At 59.0% G+C, this 23,651-nt stretch carries 10 protein-coding genes; 6 read left to right on the top strand and 4 right to left on the bottom strand.

Going from position 1 to position 23,651, the window contains the following annotated elements; translation table 11 throughout:
* The first annotated feature begins 135 nt into the window (after window positions 1-135).
* Window positions 136-1,005 (top strand): M15 family metallopeptidase, encoded by an 870-nt coding sequence (locus CBW65_RS03765; RefSeq protein ID WP_232463439.1) that lies wholly within the window; start codon window positions 136-138, stop codon window positions 1,003-1,005.
* A 285-nt stretch (window positions 1,006-1,290) separates the two neighbouring features.
* Here CBW65_RS03765 and hppD read toward each other — a convergent pair whose 3' ends face one another.
* Window positions 1,291-2,409, bottom strand: a complete 1,119-nt coding sequence (gene hppD / locus CBW65_RS03760; protein ID WP_087455665.1) for a 4-hydroxyphenylpyruvate dioxygenase — start codon at window positions 2,407-2,409, stop codon at window positions 1,291-1,293.
* 285 nt (window positions 2,410-2,694) lie between these two features.
* On the opposite strand from hppD, the gene helD reads away from it, so the two are divergent.
* Window positions 2,695-5,004, top strand: coding sequence for an RNA polymerase recycling motor HelD (gene helD / locus CBW65_RS03755; protein WP_087455664.1), 2,310 nt, complete (start codon window positions 2,695-2,697; stop codon window positions 5,002-5,004).
* A gap of 40 nt (window positions 5,005-5,044) precedes the next feature.
* Here helD and CBW65_RS03750 read toward each other — a convergent pair whose 3' ends face one another.
* A complete protein-coding gene (locus CBW65_RS03750) occupies window positions 5,045-5,452 on the bottom strand; it encodes a hypothetical protein (protein ID WP_087455663.1) in 408 nt (135 codons plus the stop codon).
* Window positions 5,453-5,639: 187 nt separating this feature from the next.
* Here CBW65_RS03750 and CBW65_RS03745 point away from each other — a divergent pair, with 187 nt between their 5' ends.
* Entirely contained in the window at window positions 5,640-11,951 is a 6,312-nt protein-coding gene (locus tag CBW65_RS03745) for an amino acid adenylation domain-containing protein (protein ID WP_087455662.1), read from the top strand.
* A gap of 285 nt (window positions 11,952-12,236) precedes the next feature.
* On the opposite strand, the gene CBW65_RS03740 is transcribed toward CBW65_RS03745, so the two are convergent.
* The gene (locus tag CBW65_RS03740; RefSeq protein ID WP_087455661.1) at window positions 12,237-17,531 is read right to left on the bottom strand and encodes a non-ribosomal peptide synthetase; all 5,295 of its coding nucleotides are present in this window, start codon (window positions 17,529-17,531) and stop codon (window positions 12,237-12,239) included.
* A 614-nt stretch (window positions 17,532-18,145) separates the two neighbouring features.
* Here CBW65_RS03740 and CBW65_RS03735 point away from each other — a divergent pair.
* On the top strand, window positions 18,146-18,886 hold the full coding sequence (locus CBW65_RS03735; RefSeq protein WP_157721754.1) for a hypothetical protein: 741 nt from the start codon (window positions 18,146-18,148) through the stop codon (window positions 18,884-18,886).
* 65 nt (window positions 18,887-18,951) lie between these two features.
* Here CBW65_RS03735 and CBW65_RS03730 read toward each other — a convergent pair whose 3' ends face one another.
* Complete coding sequence (locus CBW65_RS03730; protein ID WP_087455659.1) at window positions 18,952-22,338, bottom strand: ferritin-like domain-containing protein; 3,387 nt, start codon at window positions 22,336-22,338, stop codon at window positions 18,952-18,954.
* Window positions 22,339-22,488: 150 nt separating this feature from the next.
* Here CBW65_RS03730 and CBW65_RS03725 point away from each other — a divergent pair, with 150 nt between their 5' ends.
* On the top strand, window positions 22,489-23,076 hold the full coding sequence (locus tag CBW65_RS03725) for a TVP38/TMEM64 family protein (protein ID WP_087455658.1): 588 nt from the start codon (window positions 22,489-22,491) through the stop codon (window positions 23,074-23,076).
* A 153-nt stretch (window positions 23,077-23,229) separates the two neighbouring features.
* Entirely contained in the window at window positions 23,230-23,634 is a 405-nt protein-coding gene (locus CBW65_RS03720; protein ID WP_087455657.1) for a FixH family protein, read from the top strand.
* Window positions 23,635-23,651: the final 17 nt, after the last annotated feature.

Below are 23,651 nucleotides of genomic sequence, written 5' to 3'. Positions count from 1 at the left end.
ACCAATTTCCAGACGCTTCATTATAGCTCTTGGCAAGATGTGCCTGCAACTGCCGCGGACGTGGTAAAACTACCTTTTTACTGGTATCCTATTAGACAAGAAGACGCACCCGAATCAAACAGGAGGTACCAGACCTTGACTTATAGAATCCGCACGGCCGGACTCGCCGCGCTGCTGCTCGCCGCAACGTTTACGATCAGCGGCTGCGACCCGCTGACGGCCCAGACCAAACCGCCCACTCCCCCGGTCAGCCAGGATCAGACGGATGACAAGCCCGCACAGACGCCTGTGCAAAACGAACCGAATGAAGAGAACGAAACGCAGGAAAAACCGGTGCAGGAAGAGCCTGCCAAGGAACAGCCGGTCAGCAAGCCAACCCAGCCCGCGCAGAACGAAAAGCCGGCCGGTCAGCCGAGCCAGCCTGTCGCCGGAGCGGCCAACTCGCTGACCGTGCTGGTCAACAAGCAGTTGGGCCTGCCGGATGACTTCCAGCCGTCCAACTTGACCGACGACCCCAACCTGCCATTTCTGGCGGGCGGCGGCGGGGAAAAACGCCTGATGCGCGGCGAAGTCGCCGCTGCCTTGAAGCAGCTGTTTGCAGCCGCCGAGAAGGACGGCCTCTACTTGAGCGTGGCGTCGGCGTACCGCTCGCATGCGACGCAGACGCAGCTGTTCAACTACTACGTCCAGACCCAAGGCGAAACGGAAGCCCGCCGCTACAGCGCCGTGCCGGGACACAGCGAACATGAGACCGGCCTCGCCGTCGACGTATCCGGCCGCGACGGGAAGTGTGCAGTGGAAGACTGCTTCGCCGATCTGCCGGAAGCGAAGTGGCTGGCCAAGAACTCGCACAAGTTCGGCTTCGTCATCCGCTATCCGAAAGGTAAAGAGTCGGTGACCGGCTATGCGTACGAGCCGTGGCACCTGCGCTACCTTGGCGTGGACACCGCCTCCGCGATCTATGCGAAGAACACGACGATGGAAGAGTACTTCAACGTCAAATAACGGGAAAGAAGCAAAACCGATGCCTGCGTGCATCGGTTTTTTGCGTAAACGGCATAGTAAGACAGCAATTCATGGCAGCAAAAAAAGGCAGGCCAGCAGCTGCGGGCTTGCCTTTTACAAAGGCTTGCTGAGCGGTTCGAGAGTGCCGCGCTTGCAAGATGACAGGCCCTGCATAGAAGGGCTTGTCTTTTACAAAGGCTTGCTGAGCGGTTCGAGAGTGCCACGCTTGCAAGATGACAGGCCCTGCATAGTAGGGCTTGCCGTTTTCTTGTTGTGCTGAGCGGGTTACAGATTGCCGCGCTTGGCCTGCTCGCGCTCCATCGCTTCGTACAGGGCGCGGATGTTGCCGTCGCCGAAGCCGCGCGAGCCTTTGCGCTGGATCAGCTCGAAGTACAAGGTCGGGCGGTCGTGCACGGGATGGCAGAAGATCTGCAGCAGGTAGCCTTCGTCATCGCGGTCGACCAGCACGTTCAGGTCGTTCAGCTTGTCGAGCGGTTCATCGATCTCGCCGACGCGCTCCGGCAGCAGGTCGTAGTACGACTGCGGCGTATACAGGAAACGCAGGCCGTTGTTTTGCATATGCTCGATCGAAGCCATGATGTCGTGCGTCAAAAAGGCGATGTGCCCGATGCCCGGGCCGGCGTTGTACTCCATGAACTCGGAGATCTGCGAGCGCCCTTTGCCTTGTGCCGGCGAGTTGATCGGCAGTTTGATCCGCGAGTTGTTGTTCTGCGACACTTTGGTCATCAGCGACGAGCGCTCGGTGGAGATGTCGTCTTTGCTAAACGAGTTGAGCAGCTTAAAGCCAAACACTCTGTCGTAAAACTCCGCCCACTCGTCGTTGTTCTCCACAAACACGGCGAGATGGTCATACGCGACGATGCCGGTGTTCGTGTCGCTGCCTTTTTCAAACTGTTCGATATAGCCCGGTGCAAAGATGCCTTGGTATGCTTCCCGTTCGATCAAGGTATGCACCGTGTCGCCAAACGCAGCGACGGTCGCTTTTTTCACCACGCCGTGCTCATCGTGCTCTTCGGTTGGGGGCTGGATCGGCGTCGCGCCATTGGCGAGCAGCTTGGCGTACGTGTCCTCGAGGTCTTTGACGCGAAAGGCGATGTCGCGGATGCTGTCGCCCTTTTTGTGCACGAACTGGGCGATCGGGTGGTCGGACTGATACGCGCAGGAGATGACCAGGCGGATATCGCCTTGCGCCAACACGTACGACGCGCGCTCGCGGTTGCCCGTCTCCAAGCCGCTGTATGCGATGATGTCAAAGCCAAACAGCTTGCAAAAATAAAAAGCGGTCTGCTTCGCGTTGCCCGAATACAGCTCCAGATAATCGATGCACTCGATTGGCAGCACGTCCACACCTTCCAACAGATCGACGCTTGCATGTAAAGTCACAAAGATTCCCTCCCGAAATAGTTATTTATGTTAATTATAGGCGCCTACTATATTGCAGTCAACATTAATTGTTCAATGATATTTTAGTATAAAATACCTTGACCGGCACAAAAAAAACGGAGACGCTGTCTGCGGCTCCGTTGTTGCTTGAATTTGGATCGGTGCTATGCTAAAATGAAAGTTGGTCACCAAGAAATTACTATTATAAAAGATTTACCCAATAATATCTTACCACAAAACGCCAGAGTTTGTCAAACCTTTAGACAAAGAAAAGGGGCGGATTGCATGAGCATCACAGAACAAGAGTGGCAAAAGGAACAGGAACGCGTCGACCGGGTCACCTCCGAGGTAAAAAAACGCACGGAGCATCTGCATGAACAGGTCGGCATCGTCAAAGCAGACATCGTGGAAATCCGCAAAAACTTCTGGGACGACGTCAAAGTGAATTTTGAAAACGCGATCGAAGCGGCTGAAACGGTGGCCAGCATGCGGCAGCAGTCGGAAGTGCTCGGGGAGCGCGAACGCCAGCACCGCCATGCGCAAAAGGAACTGAAGAACCTGCTCCGCCTGGAACAGACGCCGTATTTTGGGCGCATCGACTTTTCGGAACCGGGTGAAGGGATGCAGGAGATCTATCTGGGTATCGCGTCGTTTTTTGATGAGCAAAGCGAAGAGTTTCTCGTGTTCGACTGGCGCGCGCCGGTCTCCAGCCTCTACTACGACTACTCGCCGGGCCCGGCCAAATATGAGACGCCGGGCGGGACCGTCGAAGGCACGATGGAGTTGAAGCGGCAGTTTATCATCCGCGACGGGGTGATCAAAAGCCTGTTCGACACCGGCGTGACGATCGGCGATGAACTTTTGCAGGAAGTGCTGGGGCGCCATTCGGATGCGCAGATGAAAAGCATCGTCGCTACCATTCAAAAGGAGCAAAACCGCATCATCCGCAATGAGCGCAACCGCCTGCTGGTCGTGCAAGGCGCGGCGGGCAGCGGCAAAACTTCGGCGGCGCTGCAGCGGGTGGCTTATCTGCTCTACCGCTATCGGGAGTGGCTGAGCGCCGACCAGATCGTTTTGTTTTCGCCAAATGACATGTTTAACTCCTACATCGCGACCGTTTTGCCGGAGCTGGGCGAAGAAAATATGCAGCAGACGACGTTTCAAGATTATCTGGTGCGCCGTCTGGGGCGCGTGTTCGATCTGGAAGACCCGTTCCAGCAGATGGAGTATGTGCTGACCAGGATGGGCGAGCAGGGGTATGAGGCGCGCGTGGAAGGGATTCAGTTTAAAGCGTCGGTCGGCTTCATGCGTTTGCTGGAGCGGTACGCCGAGCAGCTTGGGCAAGGCGGGATGGTGTTTAAAAACTTGAGATTCCGCGGCGAGCAGGTGGTCTCGTCGGAGCAGATCGCCGCCAAATTTGCCGAGTACGACCCGGCGATATCGATCCCCAACCGCATGCGTTTCTTGACCGAATGGTTGCTCCTGGAGCTGGAGACGGCAGCCGAAGCGGAGGTCGAGAAGGACTGGGTGCAAGAGGAGATCGAGCTGCTCGACAGCGAGGAGTATCTGAAAGCGTACCAGCATCTGCGCAAAAAGAAACGCTTCCGGGAGAATACGTTTGATGATTTTGACCGCGAGCGGAAAGTGCTGGGCGAGATGGTCGTGCGCCGGAAGTTCAAGTCGCTGCGCACAGGCGTGAAGCGCTTGAAGCATCTAGATGTGTCGGCGATGTACCGCCAGCTGTTTGCCGATCGGGAACTGGCCGGGAGTTTTGGCGTGGAGCTGCCGGAGCATTTTGCGGAAATGGCCGGCCAGACGGTGGAGAAGATGCGGGAAGGCGAGCTGTTTTATGAAGATGCGACGCCGTATCTGTATCTGAAAGAGCTGCTTGAAGGCGTGGAGATGAACACGAAGGTGCGCCATGTGTTTGTCGACGAGGCGCAGGACTATTCGCCGTTCCAGTTCGCTTTCTTGAAGCGCTTGTTCCCGCACGCGAAGATGACGGTGCTCGGGGACTTAAATCAGGCGATCTACGCGCATGCGCAAAAGGCGGATGGGTTTGGCCCGCTGGCCGACCTGTACCCGGCAGAGGAGACGGAGCTGATCGTGCTGCGCCAGAGCTACCGTTCGACGCGCCAGATCGTCGACTTCACCCGCAAGATGATGCCGGGCGGGGAACAGATCGAGCCGTTTAACCGCGAAGGGGAAGAACCGACCGTCACACAGGCGGAAAACGAAGCCGATCTGACCGGGAACGTGCTCGACCGCATCCATCAGCTGCAGGCGGAAGGGCATCAGACGGTCGCGGTGATCTGCAAGACGGCGGAGGAAAGCCGGGCGGCGCATGAACGGCTGAAAGAGCACGTCGAGGTGAAGCTGATCAGCAAGGAGACGGTGCATTTTGAGCCCGGTCTGGTCGTGATCCCGGCGTATCTGGCCAAAGGCGTGGAGTTTGATGCGGTGATCATTTACAACGCCTCGCAGGAGCAGTATGGGCGGGAAAGCGAACGCCGGCTGTTTTACACCGCCTGCACGCGGGCGATGCATGAGCTGCATCTGTATTACATCGGCGCACCCAGCATGTTTTTGGCATAGCAGAAGGAGAAAAGGAGAAAAAGCCTCTTGACCGGCGTGGTCAGGAGGCTTTTTTCCATTTTAGGGAGAGGAACAGCACCAGCAGGAGGAGCAGATCGAGGAACCAGAGGAAGGCGCCGCCGGAAGCGGCCGGCAGCATCGCGCCAAGCATCGGGCCCATAGCGCCGCCCATGATGCCGGCGATCAGGCCGTCCAACTTGGCAAAAGGCGAGATCGGCTGCCCGGCGAGAATCCCGATCAGCAGGCCGAAGGAGATGCTGAGCATCGTGGCGACCGCGAGATCGAACTGCCAAACGGCAGCCAGCAGCACACCAAGGCAAAAGGAGCTCAGCATGGCGGCGGTCATCGCGAGGATCATGCCGGTCATCGGGCTGATCTTCTGTTTGCTGCAGGAGATCGACAGGCAGGAGCAGCAGGTGAACAAGGCGACGGTCAGCAGATGAAGCATGGAAGTCCTCCTCTGTTTGCGTGAGTTACATTATGATACGGACAACCCAAATCAAATGTGTGAGGGAGGTGAGATTCTTTCAGATTGTAAAAATTGTAAGATGATAATTTTTCAATATTTCGTGTCACGTATTTAATTTAACATGTTATAATAGTCTTGATACTTACAAGACGCGAGGTGCAGACAGATGAGCAAAGAAATTTGTAAACAATCGGTACACCGCCTGGTTGAACAGCAGGCGGCCAAGAACCCGGATGCTGTCGTGTTGGTCGGTGAACAGGAGACGTTAACATATGCGGAAATGAACAGACGAGCCAATCGATTGGCTCGTCATTTGCGCGCCAAAGGGCTGCGCGAAGGCCAACTGGCGGCGGTGCGTTTGGAGCGCTCCGTGGAGATGGTGGTCTCGATGCTGGCAATTTTGAAAGCGGGCGGGGCATATGTGCCGCTCGACCCGGGCTATCCGAAGGAGCGCCAGGAGTTTATGCTCGACGACGCCAGCGCTGCGGTCGTGCTGTTTCGCGAGGAGTTGGAGTTGACGACAGCGGCGGTCGAGGTGCGGCTGGATGCGGAGGCGGAAGCGATTGCGGCGCAGTCGGAGGAGAATCTGCTCGACGTGGAAGTCGATGCGGAAGGGCTTGCCTATGTGATGTACACGTCGGGTTCGACAGGCAAGCCCAAAGGGGTAGTTATACCGCACCGGAGCGTCAAGAGCCTGGTGATCGAGCCGAACTACTGCACGATCGGGCCGGAGGATGTGATGCTGCACTGCGCGTCGGTGTCGTTTGACTCGACGACGTTTGAGGTGTGGGGCGCGCTGTTGAACGGGGCGAAGCTGGTCGTGCTGCCGCCGCAGATTCCGTCTTTGGCCGAGCTGGGGGCAGCGGTGCGGACGCATGGCGTAACCGTTTTGCTGCTGACGGCCGGCGTGTTTGCGGAGATGGCGGCGCATCATCTGGACGACCTGCGCGGGGTGCGCGATCTGCTGTCCGGCGGGGATGTGTTGTCGACGATCGCCGTCAATGCGGTGCTGGAGCATCTGCCCGATACGCAGATGATCAATGTGTACGGGCCGACGGAGTGCTCGACGTTCAGCACCTATTACCGCCCAGCGCGGGAGGAGCGGTTTACGGCGAGCGTGCCGATCGGCTATCCGCTGCAGAAGCGGGTGTTGTTTGTTTTGAATGAGCAAGGGGAAAAAGTTGCTTCGGGCGAAGCGGGCGAGCTTTATATCGGCGGTGAAGGGCTGGGGACGGGATATTGGAACCGGCCGGAGCTGAGCGCGGAGAAATTTGTGCAGAATCCGTTTGGGGCAGGCAAGTTGTATCGCACGGGGGATTTGGTGCGCGTGCGTGAGGACGGCGTGATGGAGTTCCTCGGGCGGATCGACGGACAGGTGAAAATCCGCGGGTTCCGCGTGGAAGTTGGGGAGATTGAGCATCGCTTGACGCTGCACGCAGGTGTGAAGCAGGCGGTGGTGATCGCGCGTGAAGACCGTCCGGGCGACAAGCGTCTGGTGGCGTATGTGGTGCCGGAGGAAGGCATGGTCTTGGCGGCGGCAGAGCTGCGCGCTAATCTGGCGGACGGGTTGCCGGAGTATATGGTGCCGTCGGCGTTTGTGGAGCTGGAGCGCGTGCCGTTGACGCCGAATGGGAAGGTGGATCGCAAGAAGTTGCCGGCACCTGCGGCAGATGCGGACGCTTGGCGCGGGGACGCGGAAGTTGTGCTGCCGCGCACGGAGCTGGAGCGCGAGTTGACGGCGCTGTATGAGGAAGCGCTGGGCGTGCAGGGGATCGGGGTGTTTGATAATTTCTTTGAGCTGGGCGGACACTCGTTGATCGCGATGAAGATTGCAGCAAGGCTGCGCGATGTGTTGCCGGTTGCGGTGCCGCTGCACTGGCTGTTTGAGGCGGCTTCGGTGGCGGAGCTGGCAGGCAGGATTGAGGAGCAGGCCGGTGTGGAAGTTGCGGACCGTGCGAGCGGTGCGGGTTGTGCGGAGAATGAACTGGTGGCGGTGCCGCGTGACGGTTTGTTGGAGTTGTCGTTTTCGCAGGAGCGTGTGTGGTTTTTGCGGAAGTTGGCGCCGGAGAATCTGTCGTATAGTTTTCAGGCGGAGTTTCGGTATTTCGGCCAGCTGAATGTGGACGCGCTGCAGCAGAGCTTGCAGGGGTTGGTCGACCGGCATGAGATCTTCCGTACGTCGTTCCCGGAGCAGAATGGGCGGCCGTATCAGGTGATCCATCCGTCGTGGGAGGTGCCGCTGCCGTTGGTTGATTTGACGGCGGTGCCTGTTGAGAAGCAGGAGGCGGAAGTGCAACGGTTGATTCGCGAGGAGGTCACGCAGGCGTTTGAGATGGCGGCGTTGCCGCTGGTGCGCTGGAAGTTGGTGCGGTTGAGCGCGGAGGAGCATGTGCTGATCCATGTCGAGGACCACTTGGTGCATGACGGCTGGTCGCTGACGGTGTTTGTGGATGAGCTGCAGCAGTTGTATAAGGCGGCGGTGCGCGGGGAGCAGGCTGTATTGCCGGAGCTTGTTGTGCAGTTTGCCGATTTTGCGCAGTGGGAGCGGCGCTGGCTGCAGAGTGCGGAAGCGCAGGGGCAGTTGGCGTATTGGACGGAAAAGTTGGGCGGGGCGCAGTACGTGCTCGATCTGCCGACCGACCGTCCGCGTCCGCTGGTGCAGCGGTTTAAGGGGAAGGTGTTCCGCTTTGATCTGGCGGCGGAGCTGTGCGATGCGCTGCGGGCGTTTAGCAAGCGCGAAGGCGTGACGCTGTATATGACGTTGTTTGCGGCGTTTAATGTGCTGTTGCACCGCCACACGGGCCAGGAGGATCTGCTGGTCGGGTCGGCGCTGGCGAACCGCCGTTTGAAGGAGATGGAGCCGATGATCGGGATGCTGGTCTCGAACATCGTGCTGCGGACTGAAGTGCAGGGCGGGGTGTCGTTCCGCGAACTGCTCGGCCGGGTGAAGGAGACGGCGCTGGAAGGGTTTGCGAATGTTGGGCTGCCGTTTGAAAAATTGGTCGAGCGGTTGCAGCCGGAGCGGGATCTGAGCCGGAATCCGCTGTTCCAGGTGTCGTTCTCGTTCCATGACTCGCGCATGCCAGCGCTGGAGATGGAAGGGGTGCGGGAAGTTCGCTTGACCGACGGGCTGAGCAATGAGACGTCGAAGTTTGATATGAACGTCATCGTCCTGCCGCGCAAGGAACAGAAGGCGGGCGAAGGGATCACGATCTCGTGGGAGTATGACGTGGATCTGTTTGAGGCGGAGACGGTGGCGCGGATGATCGCGCAGTATCAGGAGCTGTTGAAGGCGGCGATTGCTGAGCCTGAGACGGCGGTTGGGGAGTTGCCGCTGTTGAAAGAGGCAGATCGTAACTTGCTGCTGTCGGTGTATTCGGGGGCAGCAAAGGTTAATTTTGAAAAAGAAGGCACTGCTCTGGGGCTGTTTGAGGAGCAGGCGGCGCTTTATCCGGACTCGATTGCTGTTGTGCAGGATGGGCAGCAGGTGACGTATGGGGAGTTGAACCGGAGGGCGAACAGGCTGGCGCATCGGTTGATCGAGCTGGGCGTTGGCGCGGAGCAGACGGTGGGCATTTTGCTGGAACGCTCTGTAGAACTGGTTGTGGCAGTGCTGGCGGTTGGGAAGGCGGGCGGGGCTTATGTGCCGCTGGACCCGGCTTATCCGCAGGAACGGCTGGCCGATTTGGCGGAGGACGCGGGGCTGGCCGCACTGGTGACGACGGGGGAACTGCGCGGCATGCTGTCTGCGTTGACTGCTCCGGTGCTGGTGTTTGAGGAGGAAGCAGAGTGGCGGGGGGAGGAGAATCCGGGCCTTGCGATCACTGCGGATCAGCTGGCTTATGTGATCTATACGTCCGGCTCGACCGGGACTCCGAAAGGGGTTGAGGTGGAGCAGCAGGCGCTGTGGAATCTGGTGCGGTGGAACAACACGGCACACGGGCTGAGTCGGGCGGATCGGACGACTTTGCTGGCCGGGACGGCTTTTGACGCTTCGGTGTGGGAGCTGTGGCCGAGCTTGGCGGCGGGGGCGGCTGTGGTGATTCCGAGTGAGGAGACGCGGTTGTCGCCGACACAGTTGCTGGCGTTTTTGGCGGAGGAGGAAGTGACTCTTTGCTTCTTGCCGACGCCGCTGGCGGAACGGGTTGTGGCGCTGGAGATGCCAGTTGGACTGAAGCTGCGCAAGATGCTGACGGGCGGCGATCTGCTGCATCCGCTGGCGAAGGAGTTGCCGTTTGTATTGGTCAACCATTATGGGCCGACGGAGAATGCGGTCGTTACGACGTGTGCGGAAGTTGAGGCAGGCGTGGTTCCGCCGATCGGGAAGCCGATCTCTGGCGTGGAAGTGTATGTGCTGGATGCGCGGATGCAGCCGGTGCCGCTTGGCGTGGCCGGGGAGCTGTATGTCGGCGGGAAGAGCTTGGCGCGCGGGTATCGCGGGCGGGCCGATCTGACCGCCGAGCGCTTTGTGCCGCATCCGTTCCGGGCGGATGGGCGGTTGTATCGGACGGGCGACCGGGTGCGCTTTTTGGCGGATGGGAACTTGGAGTTCTTGGGCCGTCTGGACGGTCAGGTTAAAGTTCGCGGGCATCGGATTGAGCTTGGTGAAGTGGAAGCGGCGATTTTGCAGCTGGGGCAGGTGGAGTCGGCTGTGGTCGTGGCTCGCGGGGAACAGGAAAAACGCCTTGTGGCTTATCTGGCTGGAACGGGCTTGCGGGTGGATGTGCTGCGGGCGCGGCTGGAGGAGAAGTTGCCGGGGTATATGGTGCCGTCCGCATTTGTGGTGCTGGATGCACTGCCGCTGACGCCGAACGGGAAGGTCGATCTGCGGGCGCTGCCGGAGCCGGTATGGGAAACGGACGCTGGCCGTGGGTACGCGTCGCCGCGCAATGAGGTGGAAGCGAAGGTGGCGGCGGTGTTTGCTGACGTGCTGGGGCTGGAGAAGGTCGGGATTCATGATGACTTCTTCTATCTGGGCGGACACTCGCTGCTGGTGACGCAGGTGATTTCTCGTTTGCGTGACGGGTTGGATGTGGAAGTTCCTTTGCATAGCTTCTTCGCGGATCGCACGGCGGCAGGTGTTGCCGCTCGCATTGTGGAGGAAGGGCTGGCCAAAGGGCAGATGCCGCAGTTGGTGCGCGTGGAACGGGCGGAGGAGATGCCGGTGTCGTTTGCGCAGCAGCGGTTGTATTTTTTGAATCAGTTGGCGCCGGAGAATCCGGTTTATAATATTCCGTTGGCGTTGCGGCTGCGCGGGGAGGTCAGGCTGGACGCTCTTGAGGAGAGCATTCAGGAGATCGCCCGCCGTCATGAGGCGTTGCGCACGGTGTTTGTGGAGCGCGACGGGGATGTGTTGCAGCGGATTTTGCCGGAGGTGCGGATTCCGTTTGCGGTGCAGGATGCTCGGGATGAGGCGCATGCGGCGGAATTGGTGTGGGAGGAAGGGCAGCATGTGTTTGATCTGAGCGTGGGGCCGCTGATGCGGATTTTGGCGGTGCGGTTGGGCGCGGAGGAATATGTGCTGGTCGTGAATGTTCACCACATTGTGTTTGATGGATGGTCGTTTGGGACGTTTGCGAAGGAGTTGGCGGCGTTGTATACGGCGTTTGTTGATGGGGAATCTTCGCCGCTGGAGGATGTGGAGGCGCAGTATGCGGACTTTGCGGTCTGGCAGAGATCTTATTTGCAGGGGAAGGTGTTGGAGGAGCAGCTGGGGTTCTGGCGGGAGTTCCTGGGTGGCACGATACCTCAACTGCAGTTGCCGGTGGATCATCCGAGACCAGATCGGCCAACTCAGCGCGGGGCGATGCGGAGGTTTGCTTTGTCGCCGGAGTTGTCGCAAGGGGTGAAGAACCTTTGTGAGCAGGAAGGCGTGACGCTGTTTATGGCGTTGTTGGCGGCGTTTGATGTGCTGCTGCATCGGTTGTCGGGGGAAGTGGATGTTTTGGTTGGCACTCCGGTGGCGGGACGGACGCAGTCGGCGGTGGAAGGGATGATCGGATTTTTTGTGAATACTTTGGTGCTGCGGAGCGACCTGTCTGGCAACCCGACGTTTAGGGAACTGCTGGGTCGGGTGCGCGAGATGAGCTTGCAGGCGTTTGCTCATCAGGAGGTGCCTTTTGAGAAGTTGGTTGAGGTGTTGCAGCCGGAACGCTCGGCAAGCCACTCGCCGTTTTTCTCGGTGATGTTTGTGCTGCAGAATGTGTCGGCTGATGCACTGCAACTGCCCGGTGTGGCGGTTGCGGCGGAAGAGTCGCATCATGGCGGGGCGAAGTATGACCTCACCTTGTCGTTTAAGGATGGCGGGGATGTGTTGTATGGGCAGATGGAGTATAGTACGGAGCTGTTTGAGGAAGGGACGGTTGGGTGGATGATCGACCAGCTGGTTGGTTTGCTGGAAGGGATTGTGGATGGGCCGGATACTCGTGTTGCTGCTCTGCCAATGCAGGGTGAGGCGTTGGATGAGTTGTTTTTGTAGGGCGGTCGTCTGATCGGGCTGGGTGGTCGGGTCCGGGCGGGACATGCTCCGGGTTCACGTTTCATCTTCACCCTTTGATTGAGTAAAACCGTAAAACCTTTTTAGCGGAAGGGTAAAGATTCAAAGATCACCACTTCCGCATATCCCGCCCTCCCCCGAGGCACTCCAGTGCCTTGGGGAGGCTTAGGGATAAGGGATTTAGGGATTTAGGAGCTAAGGATTTAAGGTCAATGACGTAATAGAAAAAGAGTCTGGATTGGCGGTTTTCCAATCCAGAGTCTTTTTTTATGAATCGATACGGTGGGCGGCGCGGGAGAGTTTGCTCATGGCCGGCTTTTTTGGTTTGGTTGGCGCTGTGATCGACGTGTCGATTACAGCGGCAAGCTGGGCGATTGTGGGGGTCTCGAAGAGACGCGCGACCGGGAGCTCGACGCCGAATTGGCGGCGCACGCGGGTGACAATCTGCATCGCCATTAGGGAATGACCGCCGCGTTCGAAGAAGTTATCGGCTGTGCCGATACGCTCCGCTCCGAGGACTTCTTGCCACATGTCGGCCAGCTTTTGCTCGGTTGGCGTGGATGGGGCGATGTATGGCGTTGCGGCTGTTGTGTGTCCGCGCGTTGGGACGGGCAGAGCCTTCAGGTCGACTTTGCCGTTCGGGAGCAGAGGGAACGCTTCCAGCAGGACAAACGCGGACGGGATCATGTAGTCGGGCAGCTTTTGTTTTGCAAAAGCGCGCAGGTCGGCGTCTGGTGTTGTGGACGCGATCAGGTAGGCGGCCAGGCGCTGGTCGCCGTGCTCTTCGTGGGCGGTGACGATGGCGTCGCGCACGTCGGGATGCTCTTTGAGCACCGCTTCGATCTCGCCGAGCTCGATGCGGAAGCCACGGATTTTTACTTGATGGTCGAGACGCCCCGCGTACTCCAGCGTGCCGTCGGGCAGGAAGCGGGCGAGGTCGCCTGTTTTGTATAGGAGCTCGCCCGATCCGTTTGGATGCGGAACGAACTTTTCCGCTGTCAAATCGGGGCGGTTGTGGTAGCCGCGGGCTAGTCCCGCACCGCCGATGTGCAGCTCACCGAGGGTCAGCGCCGGAACAGGGCGCATTTGTGCGTCAAGCACATAGACTTGGGTGTTGGCGATTGGACGGCCGATTGGCACGCTGCGCAAGGTATTGCGCGGCTGGCAATTCCAGACGGTGGCGTCGATTGTGCATTCGGTTGGACCGTACAGGTTGTGCAGCCCGGTGCTGTCGAGGACTTGGAAAAAGCGGGTCTGGAGATCGACGGGCAACGCTTCGCCGCCGCAGAAGACGTGTTTCAGGGCGGTGCCTGCCGCCAGCTCCGGCTCTTCGAGCAGGAGGGCGAGCATGGTCGGGACGAGCTGGAGTACGGTGATTCCTTGCTCCTTGACCGCTTGCGCCAAATAGCCGCTGTCACGGTGTCCGCCGGGGCGGGCCATGATGAGCGTCGCGCCGGATAGCAGCGGTGCCCAGAATTCCCAGACGGATGCGTCGAAGCCGATCGGCGTTTTTTGCAAAATTTTATCGGTGCTGCCCATCGGGTACGCTTCGAGCATCCAGAGCATGTGGTTGACGATGGCACGGTGCGGGATCTCCACGCCTTTCGGGCGGCCGGTCGAGCCGGATGTGTAGAGGATGTAGGCCAAATGATGCGGCTCCACCGCTGCTACGAGGTTGGTGTCTGCGTAGGCGTTCAGCAGGTCCGCGTCGGTGTCGAGGCAGATCAGTTTGGCCTGCTGGGCCGGGATCGTTTCGACGAGCGCCGACTGGGTCAACACGACCGGGACTTGCGTATCCTCGGCGATCCAGGCGAGACGCTCTTGCGGATAGGACGGGTCGAGCGGAACGTACGCGCCGCCCGCTTTCAGCACGGCGAGCAGGGCGATGACCAGTTCCAAGGAGCGGTCCATGCAGATCCCGACCGGAATATCGGCGGTGACGCCGTGCGCCTGCAGGGCGCGGGCTGTGCGGTTGGCGCGGGCGTTCAGTTCGGCAAAGGTCAGTGACGCGCCTTCAAATACGACCGCCGTTGCATTCGGCGTGCGCTCGACCTGCGCTTCGACGAGGGCGTGTAACGTTGTGTGCCAAGTCGTGTCAGACGGCTCGCCTGCCTCGCCATTCCAGACCGGCAGCAATTCCTGCTCCGCAGGAGTCAGCAGCGGCAGGTCGGCGATGGTGCGCGACGCGTCTTCGGCGATACCGCCGAGCAGGGTGGCGAAATGGCCGCTCATGCGCTCGACGGTCGTTTGCTCGAATAGCGCGGTGCTGTATTCGAACACGCCGGACAGCTTGCCGTCCGATTCGCCCATCATCAGCGAGAGATCGAACTGCGCATACTCAGGGGTCAAGGCGATTGACTCCATGATGAGTCCGCCCGCTTCCAGTTTCGCACCGCCTTGGCCAAGCGCCAGCGCCACCAAGGCGTCTTCTTTCCATAAGGCACCCGACTGCAGGTTGAACATCACGTTAAACAGCGGCGGGTAGCTGAGGTCGCGGTTGGGCTGCAGCTCTTCGACCAGCAGCGGGAACGGGTAGTCCTGATGCTTGAGCGCATCGCGAACGGTGTTGCGCACCCCTTCCACGAAATCGGTAAACGGCGCATCGGCCGTCACCTGGCTGCGCACGACGACCGGGTTGACGAAATAGCCGACCGTTCCGGAAAATTTTGCTGCGCTGCGGCCGGCACTCGGTGAGCCGACCAGGATGTCTTCCTGTCCGGTGTAGCGGTGCAGGAGCGCTTGGAACGCCGCCAGCAGTAGCGCATATAACGTTGTGCCCGACTCTTTGGCCAGCGTCTTCAACTGCTCGGTCAACGACTGAGGCAGCTCAAAGGACAGCGTCGCCCCGCGCTCCGAGAGCACAGCCGGGCGGTTGCGGTCGGACGGGAGGTTCAGCACCGGCAGTTGGCCGCTCAGTTGCTGTTGCCAGAACGCCTTCATGCGCTGGCCCTCCGCGCCTTGCAGTAACTCTTGCTGCCAGCTCACATACTCGAAATAACGGTCGCCATGCGCCGCCGCGACGGCATTCCCAGTATCAGCATCGGCATACAGTGCGCCAAACTCTTTCAGCAACACGCCAAACGACCAGAAGTCCACCGCGATGTGGTGCGCGGTGATCAGCAGCAGGTGGTCAGTGTCGGATCGCTTCCAGAGCTTCATGCGCAGCAAAGGTCCCTTTTTCAAATCAAACGGGCGGTTGGCTTCTGCGTTTGCTGCGGCCAACAGTTGCTCTTCGGTCAGCCCTGATGCGTCCTGCACGTCTACGTCAAAAGCAGATACGGCGCTCTCCGCCACGCGCTGCACGGGCTGGTATTCTTGCATCTCAAATGACACGCGCAGTTGCGGATGCCGGGCCAGCAAGGCGGCAAACGCAGCTTGTAATTTTTGCTCATCGAGGGGCTGGGCGATGCGCAGCGCCTTGGAGATGTTGTAAGCAGCGCTTTGCGGGTTGACGCTCTGCATGAAATACAGCGCCTTCTGCCCGTAGGACAGCGGGAACTCGGTCACGTTTTTCAAAAGTGTCCCCGGTGCATCTGACACGTTCTCCTGCCCGATCCGCTCCTGAATCAGCGCGGTCAATTCCTCGACGCTTGGCCCGTCCAGCACGTCGCCCATGGTCAGCTCCACGCCAAACGACTCTTCCACGCGGTGCTTCAGCTCCACCGCCATCAGCGAGTCCATCCCCAAGGCATGCAGGGACTGCTCCGGCACGATGTGCTTTTGCGTCACACCCATCACGGCAGCACAAGCCCCGGTCAAAAAGCGGGTCAGCGCCGCAGCGCGCTCCGCTTCCGGCAGGGCCAGCAGCTCTTCGCGCGACAACTCGACGGCCTCAGCCGACGCATCGCTCTCCAGCACATCGCTGGCGATCGTTGCCAGCGAACCGTCGAGGAACTGGTTGCGGCAGGCGTGGCGCTGGATTTTGCCCGATGAGGTCTTGGGGATCGACGCCGGCTTGATCAGCACGACCGCATGCACCTGCAGCTCATGATGATAGGCAACCGCCTGCCGCACGGCTGCCGAGACTTCCTCGACGTTGACGCTCCGCCACACGGCGCGCTCCACTTCCTGCACCAGCACGAGGCGCTCTTCGCCGTTCACCGCGACGGAAAACGCGGCACCTGCCCCCGGTTTCAGCGCGGGGTGGCAGGCGGCCACGGTGTTTTCGATGTCCTGCGGATAATGGTTGCGGCCGCGGATGATGATCAGGTCTTTCAGACGCCCCGTCACATACAATTCCCCGTCCTGCATGAACCCGAGGTCTCCCGTCCGCATAAACTGGCCCTCTCCCGTGTCTGAGATCCGGGCGGCAAAAGTCGCTTCGGACAGCTCCGGCTGCTGCCAATATCCTTTTGCCGCACTCGGGCCTTTCACCCAGATCTCGCCGACATGATCGGCCGGGCATTCCACGCCCGTCTCGGGATTGACGATCAGCACGCGCTGTTCCATAAAAGAGTGTCCCGACGACACGAACGTTTGGGTGCGGTCGCTCTGCTCGGCGCTGAACACGACCCGGTTGCCGTTTAACGCTTCTTTCTCGACCGCTTTGATGATCGGCAGTTCGGTCTGCGAGCCGCCCGTCACAAACAAGGTCGCTTCGGCCAGCCCGTAGCAGGGGAAAAACGCCTCTTTGCGGAACCCGCTGGGAGCAAACGTCTCGGCGAACAGATCGAGCACGTCCGGGTTGATCGGCTCGGCTCCGTTAAACGCTACCGTCCACGAGCTGAGGTCGAGCGCGGCGACCTGCTCCGGCGTCACTTTGCGCGCGCACAGCTCGTAGGCGAAGTTCGGCCCGCCGCTTGTCGTTGCTCTATAGGTAGAGATCGCTTGCAGCCAGCGGATCGGATGCTGCAAAAAGTCGACCGGCGACATCAAGATGCACGAGGCGCCGACATACAGCGGCTGCAGCACGTTGCCGATCAGCCCCATGTCGTGATAGAGCGGGAGCCAGCCGAGCACCAGCGAGTTTTTGTTTTGCGCAAACGCCTCGGTGATCATCGCTTCGTTGTGCAGCAGATTGCCGTGGCTGACCATGACGCCTTTGGGCGTGCCGGTTGAGCCGGAGGTGTATTGGATGAAAGCCAGCATCTCTTCGTCCGCCTGCGGGTCTACCCAGTCAGCGGCGAGCGAGGTGTCCACTTCATCGGTCGCCAGCCACTGCATCTTTTGCAGTTCCGGCTGCTCGCTGAGCATCGGCGCGACCCGGCTCCAGATCGGCCCGGTGGTCAGCGAGAACTTCGGCGTCGCGTCGGCGGCGATCGCTTCCAGGCGGATCATGTTGCGGTTCATTTTCGGTGGATAGACCGGCACCGCCGTCACGCCTGCATATAAACAGCCAAAGAAGGCGGCGATAAAATCCAGCCCCTGATGATACAACAGCAAGGCGCGTTCGCCTTGTGCGCCCATGCGCTGCAGCTCGGCGGCGATCGCCCGGGCCTTTTCATCCAGTTCGCCGTAGGTCAGACGCGCCTCTTCGATCTCGCCTTCACGCAGATACAGATATGCCAGATGGTCCGGCTGTTGCTCAGCCCAGCCGCGCAGCAGGTCAAGAAGTGATTTCATCAAAGGCTTCACATCCTTATCTATAAGTAGAAGAATACAAATTTGAGGTATTTCAGTCGCGTTAAAAATGTAAGGAATCGGCTTGCTTCCAATCAATGTAATGCATGAAAAGTCCTGATGTCAACCACGTTTAGAAACCAAATAAAAACAGCGCCCACGGGGTGCTGTTTTGCTTGGTGTACAACTTTGTCTGGCTGACCGCGCCGTTCCTTCATCCTTTCTCGCCAGAACTCAGCTCCAAGTTGCCCGATGACGGTGGAGGAAGAATAGTGTTAGACTATACTCACTATTTAACTCCGAGGTGGGAACATGAGGACTGGGCACTCCCCTGTGGCTATAAGCAAGCGTCAAACGCAAGTCCCGGCACCGGGCCGGGTACAGCAGATGCAGCGCCAGCAGGCTCCGCTTAGTCTGGCCGGCATCCTGCAAATGCAGCGCACGGCGGGCAATCAGGCGGTCCAGCGCATGCTGGCCCAACAGCAGAAAGTCGTGCGCGCGGGGCGGGAGGCGGCATCGCCGGCATCACACTGGCGTCCGACACTGCGCTTCCGCCGGTACAGATGCTGCTGGCGAATGTCGGGTTGACACGGGATACCGCTTCAAAGGACCTGTTTGTGTCCTCCGCGACGATCGAGCGCGGGGAGGGCACCGGTTCCGGGGCGCATTCCACCGCCTTTGTCGTGTTTCAGGATGCGGCGATCAATGCCGTCTTGGGCAAGACGTTTAAAGATGCGGTGAATGATTTGATCGCACTGTCCGAAAAAGTGACCGGGCTGCCGAATTACATAACGGCAACCGACAAAACAGATACGGACAGTAAGTTGGCGGACATCAAGAAAGACACCAACTACAGCAACCCGGACGGCGTGGAGGACTTCGAGAAGGTCACGGTCCTGCAAAATCTGATGCGCGAATACTGCCTGTTGCGCAATTCGGTGCCAGGTTCGTATTTTCCCAAGATCAGCGGTTCGAAGACGAAAGGCATGAAAAGCGAGAAAGCGGGCGGGAACAAGCTGAGCGAAGAGAATGAACAATACCGCTTGGATGATAACTACAAACGGAATCTGAACAATACGAAACAAGGCCTGTGGGAAACGTTCGACCAGCAGATCCTGCCAGTGCAAGATTCCAAGGAGCGAGCCGGGGACTACTATCCCAAATTGGTCGCGGTGATCAGCAACCATCTGCAGACTTGCTTGGATTCTTATCCGTACATCCAGGAAGACGATTTTGTGAAAGGCTGCCAATTCCTCGTGGAGAAGTGCCTGCTGGAGCTGAACTCGAAGCACAAGAAGACGTACGGTCCCAGGGTGGTCGACAAACTGGTGAAAATGGTCGAGAAGGAAGTTTTCTGACGATACACGCGAAAAGAGCTCTGCCAACGGGCAGAGCTCTTTTGCATGCTTGTGTTGTTTCTTAGTTACCGCTTCACTTTCGGTGCAAAATGATTCGACATCGCGTCGGTCATCCCTTGCGCACCGTTTGCCACGGTGGTGACGGCGGTGATCACCGCTTGCGGGGTGGACGCTTTGAAGGTGACCGTCCAGTCCAAGGTGATCGTCTCGTCCCCATTTTTCGGTTTGGAGACGGAGAAGGAGCCGGTGTAGTCGGTGACGCCTTCGAGGCCGGTCATGGTGTAGGAGTAGGAATCGGCATTCTTCTTCAGCAACGTCTCGGTGATCTCCGCAGTCTTCGAGAGCTTCAAGGTGCGGGTCTTGCCGTCTGCGCTGACTTTGAACGGAGCCCAGTACGGGTTGGCAAAATTGCAGGCGTAGTCGGCGACCGTCTTTTGCATCGCCGCCGGGAAGACCCAGCTGCGGGACAAGGTGATCGGCTTGTCCGAAGCTTCCACCGTGATCGGGATGTACAGCTCGCCGAAGACGAGGTCGCGGATCGCGTCGGTGTCCATCACGCCTTTGGTGTATTTGACCAGCCAGCGCGAGTTGGAAGCGGTGCGCTCGTCTTTGTCTCCCAAAGCGAACTGCAGATTGGTCTTCTTGGCCAGCGCGGAGAGAATCGGGTTCTCGCCGGCACCCAGCTCCAAGTTGCCGCTGACCGTGTGGCCGTAGTGGAGCAGGAAGGTCAGCCAGATGAACGTCTCCGGACGCGGCACGTTGATCAGGCGCATGCGCTCGGCGTACGAGACCGCGGAGTCGACCGCTTCTTGCGATTCAACGGCAGAGGTGAACTCTTTTTCCAGCGCTTTGCCGAGGTTGCGCGAACGGTTGACGAGGAAGGACATCGGATAGCCCGGGCATTCGAACAGCTTGCGGTCTTTCTCCGGCATCGCGCCCATCACCCAGTCCGGGATGTTGTGGAAGTCGTCAAAACCGCACGGGCCGCGCGACGTGGAAATGCGCTGCAACGGCTCCATCTCCATCATGGTCAGGCCTTGGTTGAAGATCTCACGCTTGAAGAGCAGTTCCGGGTCGTCCGACTCGGCGCCGTCTGTCGGATCGGCAAACAGGGCCATGATGAACGGGTCGATCGGCTCGCCGTCTTTCCAGACCAGATGGTTCTGGCCGTTCAGGAACGGCTTCTGCCCCTTTTTCTCCAACAGGTCGAGGCGCAACTTGCGGTCATCGCCGAGGATCTCCTGCGGTGTCAGGTTGAGCAGGTCGAGGAAGCCGTCGATGCGCAGCTCCGACTGCACGCCCGAAGTCTGCACCGCGCCCAGCGAGTTCATCACTTGCAGCGGGACATAGCCGGCGTTTGCTTTGCCGTTGGTGACGACGAGCGACACTTCCTGGGCGTTGACGCCAAGCTCCGGCACGTCTTTTTTCGGGCCGCGCACGATGTCGTGCTTCTTGTCGTTGTTCTGCCAGACCAGCGCACGGTCAAAACGGCGGTCGCCGTCGGCCGGATGCAGCATGTGCGTGCCGGTCGCGCCAACTTCATCGTTCGGCGGATCGGGGTCGGTCGCCAGCTGCACGAGGCCCCAGCCGGAGAACTTGATGCGCAGCGCCAACGTCTCTTCGAACAGAGCAGGAACGGTGGTCGGATCTTCTTCGTACTTGCCGCCGTCCGGATGCTTTTGCTGATAGGTCAGGTCGGGCATCTGGTTGGAGTAGCCGCCATGGACGCGGAACGGGAACTGCTTCTGGAACTCGTCGAGCTGGGAAAGCGTGTTCAGACGCGAGAGGATCATGTCCTTCGTGTTCTCATCCAGCGCAACGCCTGCCAGCGCTTCTTTTTGCGCCGCTGCCCACTGTGCGACATCGTTCAAGACGCGCACCGCCAGATAGTCCATGCGGGCATTGACGTCCTGCGAGCGCTCCGGCTGCGCGTAGACTTGATGCAGTTGCTGCGCGTGGATCGGCAAGAGCGGCAGGCCGGCCGGGTCGAGGCGGAACAGATTTTGCAGATCGAGCGGGAAGAACGAGGCCAGTTCGAGGAACGGGCGGATCGCCAAAGACATCAGCGGCCACGACGCCAGCATTTCGATCGCTTGGCGGCGGGGCTTGTCCGCTTCCCAATGCGGAATCTCGTACATCCGGGACAGCCAGGACAGCATGACGAGGTACGCCGCGTTAAATTGCGCCGGGAGCTCTGCAGTGATCTGCTTCAGACGCACGTTGTCTTCCACATACACCTGCTCGCGGGCTGCTTCAAAATCCACGCCGGACTCTTGCGCCAACGCTTTTTCCTGCTCCAGCTCGGTCATGATCAGCACGAAGCGGTAGAGGTGGGAGTTGCGCAGACGCTCGCCGAGGCGGACGATCGGCGTCGACGGGTTGCGGCGGTTCGGGTCGCGCATCACTTTGGTCAGGTAGTTGCGCGTTCCGCCGATCTCTTCGACTTTGGCGAGGAACTCCAGGGCTTTGGTTTCAAAGTTGGACGCGCCTTCGCCTTCTTCGACGATCTCTTTGACGATGTTTTCGACATGCTTGTAGTTGCGCAGCGGGTTCTCGATGTTGCCGCGGGCAAAATGGTTGAAGTTCATGTCGCGGTTGATCGGGCCGATCGGCAAAAAGCCTTCTGCCGCATGCGCCGGATCGAGCAGTTCGTTGTTCAGGTCGCGGTTGTTGTTCTCGACCCAGTTGAAGTCGAACGCCTGCTGGTACAGGGGCAGGACGCCGCGCAGGTAGAAGTCGGAGATCGACTGGAAGCGCAGTTCTTCCACCGAAGGCAGACCGACCGCTTTCATCGCGGCCATCACTTTTTTCTCGACCGCATCTTCCGGCGCGAGCGGGGTGAGCAGGGTGTAGAGGTTGAACAGCTTCTGCTTCAGCTCGGCGCGGCGGTCTTCGTTTTCAATATGATAGAGCATGCTTTCGAAGCGATAGTCGAGTTCGAAATCATACAAACGTTTAAATAATTGCGAAGATTGCTCGCCAAACGGATTGTCATCCTGCAGGGAATCGGTCGATTCGTACAGCACGAAACGGCGGATGTTCTCCAGGCTCAAGCCCCCGACCGGCACTTCCACGCCGTTGCCGCCGTCAACATCTTGTCCGGCCACTTGCGCTTGCCAGTTCGGGATCACCCAGTTGCCGCTGTCCGGGCTGCGCTTGGGCAGGCCAAAGCTCGGCGCTTCGCCAAGCCCGCGAAGCAGGCATTGGACATAGTGCAGGTGCAGCATCTCTTCATGGGCGACCATGAGGATGCTTTGTTTCCAAGAGCGCGCCCGTTCAAACTGCACGGCGCGGCGTCTGTTCGGCTTGCCGGCGGCAAGGGCAAACTCCTGCGGCGTGCTTTTGATCGAGCAGGCCGTATAAAGGTAGGCATCGAGCAGACTGTGTTCGAGTTCCGCCGCTTCATGCAGCAGATCGACCAGCAGTTTGCGTGCCTGTTGGTTTTCACTCATAGTAAAGAAGTCCCCCTTCTTTCGTCCTAGTTCAAATTAAATCTAGCAGATGGATGTAAAGAATACAAGAAACAAATTTGTATATGGTTTAACTTTATGCATTATGTTAGTATGCATATAGGGTAAGTATGATTAACTGGAGGAAAAAGGATGGATCTGACCGATTTACATGGGATTTTGGAGCAATACCGGGCATTTGGGCCGCTGCCGGGGATCTTGATGGCGATGCTGGAGACGTTTTTCCCGGTGCTGCCGTTGATTCCGATCGTGATGGCCAATGCGATGGCGTTTGGGCTGTGGGAAGGGTTTCTCTATTCATGGATCGGCGTTGGGCTGGGGCAAAGCCTGCTCTTTTTGCTGGTGCGGCTGCTCAGCCATCGGCTGCGCGACCGGATGCTGCGCAAATATAAGGATTCCGGCCGTTTCTTGAACTGGATTGAGGAGAAGGGATTTACTTCGGTCTTTATTTTATGTTCGTTCCCGTTCTCTCCTTCGACGACGGTGGCGGTGGTGGGCGGTTTGACGACGATTTCGATTCGTTCGTTTCTGCTCGCGACGTTTGCGGCGAAAGGCGTGATGGTGTTCATCCTCTCCTACATCGGACATGACCTGCCGTCATGGATTCAGCACCCGTGGAAATTTGGCGTGGTCGCGCTCGTCATGGTCGGGCTGTGGTATGGCGGCAAATGGGTGGAGAATCGCGGCAAAGTCAAATATGCGGAAAAAGCGGCCCTGTAAGCGGGCCGTTTTTTGCATTTCGGACGCGGATTTGCGATGATGGAAGGAAATGCAGGCAGAGCGTCACAGATTTGATAAAGATAGCCCGATAGAGTTATGTAATCACCGCCGTCAGTCTGGTATCATTGCCCTTGTACGCAGGAGGTGCACAAGATGAAACGAATTGTGTGGATCGCCCCGCTGCTGATCGCGGCGATGGTCGCAAGCGTCGGCTGCGGAAGTTCAGCGGAGCATGAGCAGCACGGGACGAGTACGACAAAACCGGTCAAGCTGACCATCGACTTCACCACCGCCCCCAGCCCCGCCAAGGCAGGCGCTGAGGCGGAACTGCTCGCCACGATCGCGCGCGCAGGGGAGCCTGTGCCGGATGCCAAGGTGGAATTTGAAATCTGGCAAGGCGAAGGCGCACATGAAACGCTGGACGCCAAAGCGCTGGGTGACGGCCGTTATACGCTGAACAAGACTTTTATGGAACCAGGTACTTATCAAGTGACGATACACACAACTACCAAAGAACTGCATCAAATGCCGACTGTGACATTTGAAGTCGCAGAATAGCGTTTTTTAAACTGGGA

It is taken from the genome of Tumebacillus avium, from assembly GCF_002162355.1.
GTDB lineage: Bacteria > Bacillota > Bacilli > Tumebacillales > Tumebacillaceae > Tumebacillus_A > Tumebacillus_A avium.
This window is presented reverse-complemented; position numbering and strand designations above follow the sequence as displayed.

What these genes read in the sequence shown, in the direction of transcription:
- CBW65_RS03720 (WP_087455657.1), top strand. Translation starts at nt 23,230, where the DNA reads ATGAAACGAATTGTGTGGATCGCCCCGCTGCTGATCGCGGCGATGGTC.
- CBW65_RS03725 (WP_087455658.1), top strand. Translation starts at nt 22,489, where the DNA reads ATGGATCTGACCGATTTACATGGGATTTTGGAGCAATACCGGGCATTT.
- CBW65_RS03745 (WP_087455662.1), top strand. Translation starts at nt 5,640, where the DNA reads ATGAGCAAAGAAATTTGTAAACAATCGGTACACCGCCTGGTTGAACAG.
- CBW65_RS03740 (WP_087455661.1), bottom strand. Translation starts at nt 17,531, where the DNA reads ATGAAATCACTTCTTGACCTGCTGCGCGGCTGGGCTGAGCAACAGCCG.
- helD (WP_087455664.1), top strand. Translation starts at nt 2,695, where the DNA reads ATGAGCATCACAGAACAAGAGTGGCAAAAGGAACAGGAACGCGTCGAC.
- CBW65_RS03750 (WP_087455663.1), bottom strand. Translation starts at nt 5,452, where the DNA reads ATGCTTCATCTGCTGACCGTCGCCTTGTTCACCTGCTGCTCCTGCCTG.
- CBW65_RS03730 (WP_087455659.1), bottom strand. Translation starts at nt 22,338, where the DNA reads ATGAGTGAAAACCAACAGGCACGCAAACTGCTGGTCGATCTGCTGCAT.